This is a genomic window from Micromonospora sagamiensis (genome assembly GCF_014680085.1).
In the GTDB taxonomy this organism is placed as follows: domain Bacteria; phylum Actinomycetota; class Actinomycetes; order Mycobacteriales; family Micromonosporaceae; genus Micromonospora; species Micromonospora inyonensis.
On record NZ_AP023438.1, the window covers coordinates 6,160,480 to 6,174,189 of the forward strand.

12 protein-coding genes are annotated in these 13,710 nt (G+C 72.7%); all 12 read left to right on the top strand.

The features are described from left to right. The first annotated feature begins 55 nt into the window (after positions 1-55). The 12 genes from IGA62_RS26370 to IGA62_RS26425 all read left to right on the top strand — a co-directional run bounded on the left by IGA62_RS26370 (position 56) and on the right by IGA62_RS26425 (position 13,705). Positions 56-2,518: a glycogen debranching N-terminal domain-containing protein gene (locus IGA62_RS26370; protein WP_186499857.1), complete on the top strand. Its 2,463-nt coding sequence runs from the start codon at positions 56-58 to the stop codon at positions 2,516-2,518. Positions 2,519-2,637: 119 nt separating this feature from the next. After that, positions 2,638-3,498, top strand: coding sequence for an AraC family transcriptional regulator (locus tag IGA62_RS26375; protein WP_186499856.1), 861 nt, complete (start codon positions 2,638-2,640; stop codon positions 3,496-3,498). A 94-nt stretch (positions 3,499-3,592) separates the two neighbouring features. Further along, the gene (locus IGA62_RS26380; protein ID WP_145818352.1) at positions 3,593-4,294 is read left to right on the top strand and encodes a PhzF family phenazine biosynthesis protein; all 702 of its coding nucleotides are present in this window, start codon (positions 3,593-3,595) and stop codon (positions 4,292-4,294) included. 339 nt (positions 4,295-4,633) lie between these two features. Then, positions 4,634-5,557 (top strand): beta/alpha barrel domain-containing protein, encoded by a 924-nt coding sequence (locus IGA62_RS26385; protein WP_145818351.1) that lies wholly within the window; start codon positions 4,634-4,636, stop codon positions 5,555-5,557. Positions 5,558-5,773: 216 nt separating this feature from the next. Beyond that, a complete protein-coding gene (locus IGA62_RS26390; RefSeq protein ID WP_145818350.1) occupies positions 5,774-6,541 on the top strand; it encodes a TenA family transcriptional regulator in 768 nt (255 codons plus the stop codon). A 26-nt stretch (positions 6,542-6,567) separates the two neighbouring features. Beyond that, on the top strand, positions 6,568-7,491 hold the full coding sequence (locus tag IGA62_RS26395; protein WP_145818349.1) for an aminotransferase class IV: 924 nt from the start codon (positions 6,568-6,570) through the stop codon (positions 7,489-7,491). Continuing rightward, positions 7,488-8,951, top strand: a complete 1,464-nt coding sequence (locus IGA62_RS26400; protein WP_145818348.1) for a hypothetical protein — start codon at positions 7,488-7,490, stop codon at positions 8,949-8,951. The genes IGA62_RS26395 and IGA62_RS26400 overlap by 4 nt, the downstream gene beginning before the upstream one ends. Positions 8,952-8,960: 9 nt before the next feature. Beyond that, positions 8,961-10,076, top strand: a complete 1,116-nt coding sequence (gene menC / locus IGA62_RS26405) for an o-succinylbenzoate synthase (RefSeq protein WP_145818347.1) — start codon at positions 8,961-8,963, stop codon at positions 10,074-10,076. Continuing rightward, the gene (locus IGA62_RS26410; RefSeq protein WP_145818346.1) at positions 10,073-10,762 is read left to right on the top strand and encodes an RraA family protein; all 690 of its coding nucleotides are present in this window, start codon (positions 10,073-10,075) and stop codon (positions 10,760-10,762) included. The genes menC and IGA62_RS26410 overlap by 4 nt, the downstream gene beginning before the upstream one ends. Then, positions 10,759-12,255 (top strand): M81 family metallopeptidase, encoded by a 1,497-nt coding sequence (locus tag IGA62_RS26415; protein ID WP_145818345.1) that lies wholly within the window; start codon positions 10,759-10,761, stop codon positions 12,253-12,255. The genes IGA62_RS26410 and IGA62_RS26415 overlap by 4 nt, the downstream gene beginning before the upstream one ends. Positions 12,256-12,268: 13 nt before the next feature. Next, positions 12,269-12,880: a nitroreductase family protein gene (locus IGA62_RS26420; RefSeq protein ID WP_145818344.1), complete on the top strand. Its 612-nt coding sequence runs from the start codon at positions 12,269-12,271 to the stop codon at positions 12,878-12,880. A 9-nt stretch (positions 12,881-12,889) separates the two neighbouring features. Further along, complete coding sequence (locus IGA62_RS26425; protein ID WP_190289217.1) at positions 12,890-13,705, top strand: thioesterase family protein; 816 nt, start codon at positions 12,890-12,892, stop codon at positions 13,703-13,705. Positions 13,706-13,710: the final 5 nt, after the last annotated feature.

Genomic DNA, 13,710 nt, shown 5'->3' on the forward strand with positions numbered 1-13,710 from the left:
TCGCTGATGTGCCGATACTCCCTTTTTGCGATGTATAGCGGAAGGGGAGTGGCGCGTGTCGACAGGATCCCCGGCGATCGACCGGATCGACCGGTTCTTCGCCGGTCTGCCGGAGTCCGCCCCGGGGCGGCTGCCCGCTCCGCCCGCCGGGGTCATCCGGTTCGACTTCGTCGGTGAAGACGGTGCGGCCACGACCTGGTTCGTGCACCTGGGGGTGGGGCGGGTAAGGGTCGTCCGTACCGGCGACCACGCGGACTGCGTGGTGGAGATGCGGCCCGAGATGTTCGTCCGCCTGCTCAACGGCACGGACCACGGGGTGGCCATGCTGCTGCGCGGTGTCCTGTCGGTCGAGGGCGACCTGTCGCTGTTCCTGGTCTTCCGGCGGCTCCTGCCGTTCCGCCAGGCCGACAGCGGCAACGCCGAGCCGCAGCGGGGGACACCGGACGGCACCACCGTGGCCGGTGGTGGGCTGCCCGAGTCCACCAGCGTCTTCTACGGCAGCCTGTTCATGATCAGTGACCGGTACGGGGACGTGGACCCGAGCCCCGGCACCCCGCTCGGCCTCTTCTTCTTCGACACCCGGTTCCTGTCGACCTGGCGGTTGACGGTCGACGGGGAACGACTCTCCGCGCTCTCCCTCGACGAGATCAACTCGTTCGAGACGAAGTTCGCGCTGGTGCCCGGCGAGCCGACGCACTACGTCAACGCGACCACGTCGATCCTGCGGCACCGCTGGGTCGGCCAGGACTTCGAGGAGGAGATCACCCTCATCAACTACGCGCCGGAGCCGTTGCGGTACACCGTCCGGCTCGACGTCGGCGCGGACTTCGCCGAGGTGCAGGAGATCCGGGACAGCCTCCGCCGGGACCGTCCGGTGTCCGTCACCATCGACCGGGACTCGCTACGGCTGCACTACGTGCGGCAGATGCTGCACCGGGAGACGGTGATCTGCGCCAGCCAGCCGGCTGTCCTGGACGAGCACGGCCTGACCTTCACGATCACCGTCGCGCCGCACGGCACCTGGTCCACCCGACTGCGCGTCCTGACGCTCGTGAGGGACCTGCACCGCCGTGACCTGCGGGAGCGGCTGACGAGCGCGACCGGCCACTCGCGGGCCGAGGAGGCCCGTGACCTCGACGAGGTCATCGCCGCCGCGCCCCGGCTGCGCGCCAACCACCAGCCCCTCGTCGAGGCCTACCGGCGGAGCGTCCGTGACCTCGCCGCCCTGTACTACCAGGGGCTCAACTTCCGGGACCGGCTGCCCGCGACCGGCCTGCCCTGGTCGATGGCCCTGCTGGGCCGGGAGAGCCTGATCAGCGCCTTCCAGGTGCTGCCCTTCCTGCCGCACCGGGCGATCACCACCCTGCGCATCCTGGCGCTGAGCCAGGGAGTGCGGCACGACCCCTTCCGCGGCGAGCAGCCCGGCAAGATCCTCCAGGAGAGCCGGTACGGGGAGTCCGCCGCCTTCAACGACGCCCCCGACGCCGCGGCCTTCACCGCCGCCGACACCACCCCGCTCTTCGTGATCCTGCTCGACGAGTACGAACGCTGGACCGGCGACGTGGAGCTGGTCCGCAGGTACGAGTTCCAGGCCCGCGCGGCCATCTCCTGGCTGGACCGGCACGCCGACCCGGCCGGCGGGGGCTACGTCTGGTCCGCGCTCCGGCGGACCCGGGTCGGGGAGGCCAACGAGAGCTGGCGCAGCTCCGTCCAGGGCATCTGCTTCCGGGACGGCCGGCCCGCCACCTTCCCCCAGGCGATCTGCGAGTTCCAGGGGTACGCCTACGACGCCAAGCGGCGGGCGGCCCGGCTGGCCCGCGAGGTCTGGGGCGACCCGCACTGGGCCGACCGGCTGGACCGGGAAGCCGCCGAGCTGCGGGAACGGTTCGACCGGGACTTCTGGATCCCCGACCGTGGGTACTACGCGCTCGCTCTCCAGGCCGACGGCACGCAGGTCGACGCGCTCGCGTCGAACATCGGGCACCTGCTGTTCAGCGGCATCGTCCCGCCGGAGCGGGCCGGACAGGTGGTACGGCACCTGCTCGGTCCCGCGCTCTACTCGGGTTGGGGGGTGCGCACCCTGGCCACCACCGAGACGGAGTTCAACCCCCTCGGCTACCACACCGGCTCGGTGTGGCCGGCGGACAACTCGTTGATCGCCTGGGGCCTGCGCCGCTACGGTTTCAAGCAGGAGGCCGCCCGTATCGCCCGCGACCTGCTGGAGGCGGCCCGGTACTTCGACGGCCGGCTGCCCGCGCTCTTCGCCGGTTACGACCGCGCCCGCACCCGGGTCCCGGTGCCGCACCGGTTCGTCGACAGCCCGTACGCCCCCTCGGCCGGGGCGACGCTGCTGCTGCTGCGGGTGCTGCTCGGCCTGGAACCCTACGAGCACCACCTCGCCGTCGACGCCGCCGTGCCCGAGGACCTCGGCCAGATCGAGCTGCTGGACGTCCGGGGCCGCTGGGGTTTCGCCGACGCGCTCGGCCGGGGCCGCCCGTTCGACCACCGGACGTCCTGACCGGGCCGGTCGGCGACCGGCGCGCGCCGCGGCGGGGCCGTCGCCGCCACCGCCGCCGACGTCCGGTGTGTACCCCGTCAGCACCCGGACGCCCTGCTGTCGCACGTAGACTCGACCGCGTGTCAAGAGGCCGGATCCGGGACACCGCCGCTCTGTGGCGGCCCGCGGTGGAGGGTGTGGAGGTCCTCCACGCACACTTCCGGGTGCACGAGTACACGCGGCACGCCCACGAGTCGACGACGGTGGCCCTCGTGGACAGCGGCGCCGCCTCCTTCGTCTACCGGGGCGAACACGTCGTCGCGCCGGCCGGCAGCACCTTCGTCATCAACGCGGGTGCGGTGCACACCGGCCGCGCCCTCACCGACCAGGGCTACCGCTACCGGGTCCTCTACCTGGACCAGGCGGCCCTCACGCCGTTGCTGGCCGGTGAGCCCGGCCTGGACGGCCCCCTCGCCTTCGACGAGACGATCGTCCGGGACGGCCGGGTGGCGGGTCTGCTCGACCGGGCCCACCGGGTGCTCACCGCGACCGGGACGGAGCCACTGCGGCAGCAGCAGGCGCTCCTGGAGGTCTGCCACGCGCTGCGGGAGCGTTTCCGGGGCCGGGCCCGCGCCGGCCGCGTTGCCGTCGACGACGTCGGGCGGGAGGTGGACCACCACCACCGGGCGGTCGCCCTGGTACGCGACTACCTGGAGGCACACGCCACGGACAAGGTGCTCCTGCAGGACCTCGCCACCCTGACCGGGGTCAGTGCGTACCGGCTGGTGCGCATCTTCAGCGGCACGGTGGGCATGCCGCCGCACGCCTACCAGAACCAGGTACGGATCCGGCGCGCGCGTCGCCTGCTCGCCCTCGGCATCCCGGCGGCGAATGTGGCGACCCTGGTCGGCTTCTGCGACCAGCCACACCTGATAAGAATGTTCAAAAAGTACACCGGTGTCACTCCTGCCCAGTTCGTCGCCGGGGTTCGCTGCGGTTGACGACCGTGTTTAGGCATCGTTCTTCGAAGCCGAGAGGATCGGTGGGCAATACGATCACCGATGACTGGTCGATTCGCTCCGGAGGGAGACGCGAGTGATTGCCGTTCACGTCCTGAGGGTCTTTGTCGACGAGCACGGAAACGCCGGGAACCCGTTGGGGGTGGTGCTCGACGCGACCGGGCTCACGATGCGGGAACGGCAGCGGGTCGCCACTGTCCTCAACTTCAGTGAGACGGTCTTCGTCGACCATGAGAACGAGGCGCGGGTGCAGTTGTTCACCTCTCGGGCCGAGCTTCCGTTCGCCGGACACGCACTGGTCGGAACGGCATGGTTGCTTGGTCGGCGGGCCGGTGTCACCCCCCGCGTGTTACGGCCGGTCCGGGTCGCCGACCCGGTGTCGGCCTTCGTGGAGGAGGGGCGGACGTGGGTGCGGGGTGCGCTCGCCGACGCCCCGGACTGGGGGCACGTGCGGCTTCCGGACGCGGCGGCGGTCGACCGCGCGGCGCCGCAGGGCGACCGGTGGCCGAAGCACCAGGTGTGGGCGTGGCTCGACGAGCCCGCCGGGCTGGTCAGGGCAAGGGTGTTCGCCTCCGCCTTCGGGGTGGTGGAGGACGAGGCGTGCGGCTCGGCGACGATGCTGCTCGCCGCCCGGCTGGGTCGCCCGATCGTCGTCCGGCACGGCCGGGGCTCCCTGGTCCGGGCGCGACCGGCCGGCCTCGGGCAGGCCGAGGTGGGCGGTGACGTGATCCTCGAAGATGTCCGCCATATCGAGCTGGGACGATACAACACGGAATGAGATCAATTCTCTCCGTCTCGGGTGCCAATCGGTTCGTCTATGTCGCCGTGGTGGGCTCCGGAGTCCTGATTGCAAGCTTCCCCAGCAGCTCGAACGGCTATTCGAAGATCGGATCAGCTTCGTTCGTCCGTTGAACGTTCTTGCTCAATACGAAATCTCCGCAGCCGGGTATTGCGATGCGGATGCCGCCCGTGAAAGATCCATCGTGCGTCGATCACCGATCACGGCACCACCGCTCCGGTCACCACTTTCCGGCACCCGTTTGCCATCGCTCGTTGTCCCCCCAGCGTTGTGCGTGGACGGTCGAGTGAGTCCGAGGAATGTCTAGGGGACGCACTGATGAGAAATGTCGCCCTTCTTGACGTGACGTTGCGCGACGGTGGATACGTCAATGGCCACACCTGGTCGCGCCAACAGGCCTCCACCGTGGTCTCCGCCTGCGCGACCGCCCACATTCCGTTCTGCGAGGTGGGGTACTACCGACCCCGTCGCCATGCCGCCGACGGAGCGGACCGTCCGACGTCCTGCTGCCCCGACGACCACCTGCGTACGCTCTGCGCGGCGAATCCCACGGTGACCGTCACCGTCATGGCGCACGCCCGCGACGTCCATCCGACCGACTACCGGCGTCTGGCCGACCTCGGCGTCGGAATGGTGCGGCTGCCGGCGCTGCACGCCATCCTGGCGGACCTGACCCCGCACGTGGAGGCGGCCCGCGCGGCCGGCCTGATGGTCGCGGTCAACCTCATCCGGGTCAGCGAGCTGTCCGCCCGGGAGGTCGCCGCGGCGGCCCGCCTCGCCGAGCAGTGGCAGGTGAACGCCTTCTACCTGGCCGACTCCAACGGCAGCCTCTTCCCGGAACAGGTCGACCGGCTCGTCGGGGTGGCCGGCGTGGAGACCTCCGTGCCGCTGGGCTTCCACGCGCACGACGGCCTCAGTCTCGCCTTCATCAACTCGCTCTCCGCCGTCGAGGCCGGCTGTCGCTATCTGGACGCCTCCCTCGGCGGCATGGGCAAGGGCGGCGGCAACCTCGCGCTCGAGCTGATCGCCGGCTACCTGCGGGCCCGCTCCCAGGCACCGCACGCGATGACCCCGCTCGCGCACACCGCCGCCGAGGTGCTCAAGCCCTGGCGCGACGGGGTGCTGGCCCGGTGCGAGTCGATCGCCGGCGGGCTGCTTGACCTGAACACCGACACCATCAGGGACCGCCACGACCAGGACCAGCGGGAGCTGTTCACCCTGGTCGACGCGATCAGCGGGTGATCTCCGGGCCACGGCGGCGGGTGACCCGCGCCGCCGGCCGGCCCGTCGTCACCCACCGCCGCGCGGGATGCCCCCGGTCGACGTGGACCGGCTCGCGTCCCGCCACCCGTCCACCGCCCCACCCGTTCCCCGCCCCACCCGTCCACCGGCTCGGCACCGCCGACAGCCGGCAACCCGTCCGGTCCCGCACCGGATCCGCCTGAGAAGGAGCAACACATGTCCGAGCAGTTCGTCGCCGAACTCGAGGAGCGCATCCACGCCCGGAGGAAGACCACCAGCCCGCTCTACCAGACCATCCTCGCCGGCAAGGCCACCGAGCGGCTGCTGCGGACCTTCGTCGAGCAGCGGTGGCCGATCAAGAGCTGGTGGACCCGGAACCTGACCGGCATCGCCTGCCGGATGGACGACCTGGACATCCGGCGTTCGCTGATCGAGAACGCGTACGAGGAGGAGTTCGGCGCGCTGTCGAACTCCAAGCGGCACGTCGAGACCTTCGAGGACTTCGGACGGGCCGTCGGGGTCGACCCGGCGAGCCTGCCGACCCTGGAGCTGTTCCCGGAGACGATCGCCGTGATCGAGCACAACAAGAACGCCTGCAACAACACCAACGTGCACTTCACCGAGGGCACCACGTCGGTGCTGCTGCTGATGGAGGGCCAGCCGCCGATCACCGACAAGTCCGGCAACAGCATGATGGCGGTGATGCGGGACGCCTACGGCCTGCCGGAGTGGGGCTACGAGTTCTTCAAGCACCACGCCTCCAACGACGGCGACCAGGACGGCGTCAGCGAACTCGAGGACGAGCACACCGAGCCGCTGCGGGCGATCCTCACCCGCTACTGCGACACGCCGGAACTCCAGGACCGGGCCCGCGCCTCCCTGGAGCGGGCGATCGAGCTGCGGCACGCCCACTTCGACGCCATCCTCGAGCGGGCGTACGACCCGAGCGAGCCGGTCTTCCGCTACCGCGGCGACTCCGTCTGACCCACCACTGCCGACAGGGGGCCACCGTGTCCGTCTACCCACACGTCTACTTCGCCGGTCGTTGGGGCAGCCGAGCCGACGCGGTGGTCCCGGTCGGCAGCCTGGCCATGCGCTACGCGGTATCCGTCTTCGAGGGCATCCGGCTCTACACCGCGCTCGATCCCGCGCTGCCGCCCCGGCCGCTGCTGCTCGACGAGCACGTCGCCCGGCTCGCCGCGTCCCTGCGGCTGATGCGGCTGCCCGATCCGGGCATCGACCGGCTGCCCGACATCGTCGACGAGCTGATCGCCCGCAACCGGATCGACACCGACACCTACGTCCGGGTGTCGGTCACCCCGACCAACCCCGGGGACCTCTCCGACGACGCCGAACCCGTCCTGGCGGTGACGGCGGCCCCGATGGGCCGCAAGCGTTGGCTGGCCAAGGGAGTCGGCATGGCGCTGACGGTCAGCGACTGGGAGCGGGCCGGGCCCGCCTCGTTCCCGCCGGCGGCCAAGAACATCTCCAGCTACGCCGGACCGCGCCTGGCCTGGCTGGCCGCCCGGGACGCGGGCTTCGACGGGTGTGTGCTGACCAACCGGGCGGGCCGGCTGAGCGAGGCGCCCACCGCCGCGCTGTTCCTCGTCCGGGACGGGGAACTGCTGACCCCGGCGCTCGACGAGGACGTGCTGCCCAGCATCACCCGGGCCTGGTTGCTGCGCGAGGCCGGCGTCCCGGCGCGGGAGACCACCCTGACCCGCGAGGACGCCTACCGGGCCGACGAGGCGTTCCTCTGCGGAACGGGCATCGAGATCGCCCCGGTGCGCGCCTTCGACGGTCACCGGCTGCGGCACTGGCCGCAGGCACCGATCACCCGGCGGCTGATCATGCGGTACTTCCTGCACGCCCGGGGCAGCGCCCACGACGGGCCGGCCGACCTGTCGGCGCTGGTCGACGAGGTCCGGCCGTGACCGGGGCGGGAGACGGGACGGCCGACCGGCCCGGGATGATCGACTGGCCGGCGGCGGGCACCCTGCTCGCGGCGTTGCAGGACCGGCCGGGACCCCTGCGGCCCCTGCTCGACGAGGTGGTCGGGGCCGCACCACCGTTCCGCAACACCGACTACCCGCTGTCCCCGCTGCCACTGGTGGTCCGGCAGCGCACGGTCACCGCGACGGTGCCGGCCGTCGAACGGTACGTCGCGCTGCTCGGCCGGATCACCACGCTCTACCGGGAGGTGCCCGCGCTGCGGCGCTGGTACGCGCTCGGTCCCGCCGCCGAGGCGCTGATCGACGCGGACCGGCAGGCGCCCGACGAGGTGACGGTCTGCCGCCTCGACGGATACCTCGAACAGGGCACCGAACGCCTCCGCCTACTGGAGAACAACGCCGACGCGCCCGCCGGCACCCTGTTCAGCGCCCGGATCAACCGACTGGTGAGCACGGTCCTCGACCGGGCTGGCGCGGCGGCGACCGTCGACGGCACGTACACGCTCTCCTCCGAACACGCCCTGCTCGACGTGCTCGTCGACGCGCTGCGCCGGCGCGGACTGGACACCGGCGCGCCCCGGGTCGCGGTGCTGCAACCCGCCGGCCGGTCCAACCTGGAGAGCGTCGAGATGGTGGCCGCCTTCCGCCGGTGCGGGGTCGCGGCGGTCCTGGCCGACCCGCGCGAGCTGCGACAGGCCGGCCGGGTCGTCTGGTTCGGGCCGCACCCGGTCGACGTGTGCTGGAACAAGGTCAACACGGTGGCCTGGCGGACCCTGGTGGAGGCCGACGCCGACCTGGTCGGCCGCTGGACCCGGGCCCTGGCCACCGCGGACTTCGTCCACGTGAACCCGTTCGGGGCCCGCTACGTCGCCGAAAGCAAGTTCACCCTCGCGTTGCCGTGGGACCTCCGCTTCGCCGACCTGTTCACCGCCGCCGAACGGGCTCTCGTCGCCGAGCTGCTGCCGTGGGCGCGGCGGCTCGGACCGGGGGCCACCGCACCCGACGGGGTGACCCCGCTCGACGCCGACCTGGTCGAACACCCCAACCGGTACGTCCTGAAGGAGCCGTACGACATCCGGGGCGACGGCGTCACGGTGGGTCGGGCGACGGGCCGGACGGCCTGGCGGGAGGCGGTGGACCGGGCGATGGTCCACGGGCTGGTGGCCCAGCGGTACGTCGCGCCGACCGGCTACCCGGTGCTGCGACCCGACCGGGAACCACCGGTGGTGACGATGCCGGTCAGCTTCGACAGCTTCGTCCTCGGCGGCCGGGTGCACGGCTTCGGTTCCAAGGCCAGCCTGAATCCCCGGCTCAACGTCTTCCAAGGCGGGCAGAAGCTCGCCGTCCACGTCACCGACCGCGCCACCGGGGCGGGACCGGCGAAGGACCGCCGGGCCCCCGCGACGGCCGCGCCGGACGGCGTGGCCAGCTTCCGCGAGTGAGGAGTTCACGTGGTGACGATCGACCGGGTCGTCCTCCGCCTGGTGCGGTGCACCCTGACCCGTCCCTTCGAGAACCGCTGGCAGCGGTACCACACCTGGACCAAGCTGGTGGTCGAGGTCGACGCCGGGGGCGTGTCCGGGTTCGCCGAGTGCGCGGCGATGGAGACCCCGTTCTACAACTACGAGACCATCGAGACGGCGTGGTACGTCTCCGAGCGTTACCTGGTGCCCGCCCTGCTGCGGGCGGGTACCACCGATCCGGAGCAGGCGCAGCGAGCCTGGGCCGACGTCAACGGCCACGAGGAGGCCAAGGGCGGGGTCGAGGCCGCCCTGTGGGACCTGCGGGCCCGACTCGCCGGCCGTCCGCTCTGCGTGGAGCTCGGCGGCGAGGTCCGGCGGGTGCCGGTCGGCGCCACCGCCGGCATCGAGCCGACCATCGACGAACTGCTGGCCAACATCGGCCGGATCCGGGACAGCGGCTTCCAGCGGGTACGGATCAAGATCCGCCCCGGCTGGGACGTGGAACCGCTGCGCGCGATCCAGGCCGCGTTCCCCGGTTTCCCGGTGGTGGCCGACGCCAACGCCGCGTACGACGAGGAGCACCTCGACGCGCTCTCCGGCATCGACCAGTTCGAGCTGATGGCCCTGGAACAGCCGTTCGCGCGTCACCTGCTGGAGACCAGCGCCGCCCTCCAGTCCCGCCTGGTCACCCCGATCTGCCTCGACGAACAGGTGCACTCCCTGCGGGAGATGGTCCAGGCCCATCGGCTCAAGGCGGGCCGCCAGGCCAACATCAAGATCGGTCGGGTGGGTGGTCTGACGGAAGCCGTCCGGATCCACGACTTCTGCCGAGCCGAGGGCATCGACCTCTTCGTCGGCGGCAAGTGGGAACAGGGGCTCGACCGCTGGTGCGCGCTGGCGCTGGCGACCCTGCCCGGGATGACCCTGCCCAGTGACGTCGGACCGAGCCGGAACTACTACCTCGACGACGGCGTCGAGCCCAAGCTCGACGTGGTCGAACCCGGCTGGGCGGAACCGACGGACCGGCCGGGCCTCGGCGCCGACCTCACCGACACCGTCGAGGTCACCCGGATCCAGGAAATCACGAAGGGAGTGCTGGTATGACGACCGATGACCTGGTCGAGTTGTTCCGGGAGCACGGCACCGGCGCGGTCAGCGACGCGCTCGACCTGCTCGGGCGAAACGGCGGACTCTCCGGGCTCAGCCGTCGGTCCGGCACCGGCACGGTGGTGGGCCCCGCCTACACCCTCCGGTTCGAGCCGGTGGCCGCCGGAGTCCCCGCGCCGGCCGGCGAGTTCATCGACGACGTGCCGCCCGGCGCGGTCGTGGTGATCGCCAACGGTGGGCGGCTCTACTGCACGGTCTGGGGCGACATCCTCAGCGAGGTGGCCATCCGTACCGGGGTCGCCGGGACGGTGATCGACGGCTGCTGCCGGGACGTGGCCGAGACCCGCGCCGTCGGCTACTCGGTGTGGAGCCGGGCGGGCTACATGAAGTCCGGCAAGAACCGGGTACGGCTGGCCGCCGTGGGACAGCCCGTGGAGATGTGCGGGACGGTCGTCGAACCGGGGGACCTGGTCTGCGCCGACGACAGCGGCGCGGTGGTCGTACCGGCCGCCCTCGCGTCCGAGGTCGGCACCCAGGTCCGCCGGATCGTCACGATCGAGGCGGCGATCCGGGCCGACGTCGCCGCGGGCGTACCGCTGCGCGACAGCCGCCGCCGGCACGGCTACAACCTGGCACCCCGTGACGGGGTCGCCGTCCCGGTGCCGTCGGCGGACCGGTCGTGACCCGACCCCGGGCCTTCGTCGGCGGCCTGGTACACGAGTCCAGCACGTACATGGTGGAGGTCAGCGGTCCGACCGGGCTGTCCGACTTCGACGTCCACTCCGGAACGGACCTGGTCGACGAGTTCGTCGGCACCAACACCATCGTGGGGGGCTACCTGACCGCCTGCCGGCGACTCGGCGTCGACCCGGTGCCCGGCCTGCACGCCCGGGCGGAGCCGGGCGCGGCGGTCGCGCCGGACGCCGCCGCACGGCTGCGGGACCGGCTGGTCGAGACGTTGCGGACGGCCGCCCCGGTCGACCTGGTCCTGCTCGACCTGCACGGCGCAGGTGCGCTGGAGACGGGGGAGAGCCTCGACCTGACGGTGGTGCGCGCGGTCCGTGCGGTGGTGGGCCCCCGGGTGCCGGTCGCCGTCACGGTCGACCTGCACGCGAACCTCCCCGCGGAACTGGTGACCCTCGTCGACGTGCTGGTCGGCTTCCAGGAGTACCCGCACACGGACATGGCGGTCCGCGCCGAACTGGCCGCCTCGCTGGCCGTCGGGCAGCTCACCGGCGCGCACCGACCGGTGCTGCGGATGCAGACCCTGCCGATGCTGCTGCCCCCGTCGACGACCTGGTCCGGCCCCGGCGCGTGGCTGCGTGACCTGGTCCGCGACGTCGAGTCGGAGCCGGACGTGCGGGCCTGCACGGTGCTGCACGGCTATCCGTACGCCGACACCCCGCAGGCCCGCGCCGCCGTGGTGACCGTCGGCAGCCCCGCCGCCGTCGAGGCGGCCAACCGTACGGTGGCCCGGGCGCTCTGGGAGAACCGGGACCGCTTCCGGATCGACCCGGTCCCGCCGGGGCGGGCGGTGGCGACCGCGCGGGCCGCCGCCCGTCGGCCCGTGGTGATCGGCGACGGCACCGACAACCCCGGCTGCGGGGCGGCCGGGGACAGCACCTACCTGCTGACCGCGCTGCTCGACAGCGGCCTGCGTGCCTGTCTGGCCACCATCCACGACCCCGACACGGTGCGGGCCTGCGTCACCGCCGGCGTCGGCGCCCGGGTGGAGGTGACGCTCGGCGGCCGGCACGGCTGGGCGAGCGGCCCCCCGGTCCGGGCCGCCGGCACGGTCCGCGCGATCACCGACGGCCGGGTCGTGCAACGCAGCATGCGGGCCGGCAAGACCCTGGACTTCGGCACCAGCGTGCGGCTGGCCCTCGGCGACGTCGACGTCATCGTGGCCAGCCAACGCCGGCAGGTCCTCGACCCGGAGATCCTGCTGCTGCACGGCGTGGTGCCCGACCGGTACGACGTGCTGGCCGTGAAGTCGGTCAACCACTTCCGCGCCGGATTCGCCGAGGTCAGCGACCACCTGCTGGTCGCGGACGCACCCGGTCCGCTCACCCGGGAGATCGACAGCCTGCCGCGCGGACCGGCCACCGCCGGCCTGTGGCCGATGGACCCGGACGCCGTGTTCCCCGCCGTGCCGGCGGGCCAGCCGGCCCGGTGAAGGGAGAGGCGTGATGATGTCGCTGGTGGACGCGGTCCGCAGCCGCCGCAGCGTCGGCCGACTGGTCGACCCGGCCCCGTCCGACGAGGAGATCGTCGCCCTGGTCACCGACGCCGCGTCCGCGCCGGACCACGGCCTGCTGCGCCCCTGGCGGCTGATCGTCGTTCGGGACGCCGCCCGGGACGCCCTGGGTGCGGCGCTGGCCGCCGGGTGCCCGGTCGACGACGAGGTGGGGCGCCGACGGGCGGCGGGCAAGCCGCTGCGGGCACCGCTGCTGCTCTCGATCGTGCTCGCCCGCCGGGACAACCCCAAGGTCCCGGAGTGGGAGCAGCTCGCGGCGACCTCGGCGATGGTGAGCAACCTGGGGCTGCTGCTGTACGACGCGGGCTACGGCACGATCTGGCGTACCGGCAGTGTCACCAGCGCCCCGACCGTCCGCCACCTGCTCGGGCTGACCCCGGACGAGCTGCTGCTGGGCTGGCTCTACGTCGGCACGCCCGGTCCGACGTCGACCCCGGCGCCCCGGCCGCCCTTCGCCCCGCACGAGCGGCTGTTCGCCCTGGACCCGGGCGGCACGGTCGTGCCGCTGCCGGCGGTCGCCGCCCGGACCGGTGGGCGGCCGTAGGCTGCCCGCATGAGCGGATCCGAGGCGTTCTACCGGCCCGACGGCGCGGACACCTACCTGCCCACCGCACACACCGAGGGGCCCTGGGACCCCCGCTACCAGCACGGCGGGCCGCCCGGGGCGCTCCTGGCCCGGGCGGTCGAGGAGTGCCTCACCGGCACCGACCTGGTGGTCGCCCGGATCACCGTGGAGATCCTCGGGCCGGTGCCGTGTCAGCCCGTCCAGGTCCGGGCCCGTGTCGAGCGGCCCGGACGGCGGGTCCAACTCGTCCGGGCCGAGCTGCGCCACGAGGGCCGGCTGCTGATGGCCGCCTCCGCGTGGGCGGTGCGTCCGGCCCCGGAGGCGCTGCCGGTCGGGCCGGCCACGGCATCCGGGCCGGCGCCCGGTCCGGAGACGGGTCGGCCGATGGTGCCGCCCCCCGGCACGCCGTGGGACTGCGGCTTTCTCGCCGCCACCGAGTGGCGCTTCGTCGACGGTGGCTACGACCGCCCCGGTCCGGGCACGGCCTGGGTCCGGGCCCGGCATCCGCTTCTGCCGGACGAGCCGCTGTCACCGGTGCAGCGGACGGTGCTGACCGTCGACTCGGCCAACGGCATGAGCGCGGTGCTGGACATCGAGAAGTGGATGTTCATCCCGCCCGAGTTGTCCGTCCACATCCTCCGGCCGCCGGTGGGCCAGTGGCTGCACCTGGACGCGGTCACCGAGGTGGCCCCGGGGTGGACCGGACTGACCACCGGCACGCTCTCCGACCGGCACGGGCCGGTCGCCCGCTCCGCCCAGTCGCTCTTCGTCGCCCGGCAGCCCGAGGCACCCCCGGAGCGGTAGTGCGG

Coding starts and splice junctions, on each gene's coding strand:
- IGA62_RS26385 (WP_145818351.1), top strand. CDS start 4,634: ATGAGAAATGTCGCCCTTCTTGACGTGACGTTGCGCGACGGTGGATAC.
- IGA62_RS26390 (WP_145818350.1), top strand. CDS start 5,774: ATGTCCGAGCAGTTCGTCGCCGAACTCGAGGAGCGCATCCACGCCCGG.
- IGA62_RS26410 (WP_145818346.1), top strand. CDS start 10,073: ATGACGACCGATGACCTGGTCGAGTTGTTCCGGGAGCACGGCACCGGC.
- IGA62_RS26420 (WP_145818344.1), top strand. CDS start 12,269: ATGATGTCGCTGGTGGACGCGGTCCGCAGCCGCCGCAGCGTCGGCCGA.
- IGA62_RS26425 (WP_190289217.1), top strand. CDS start 12,890: ATGAGCGGATCCGAGGCGTTCTACCGGCCCGACGGCGCGGACACCTAC.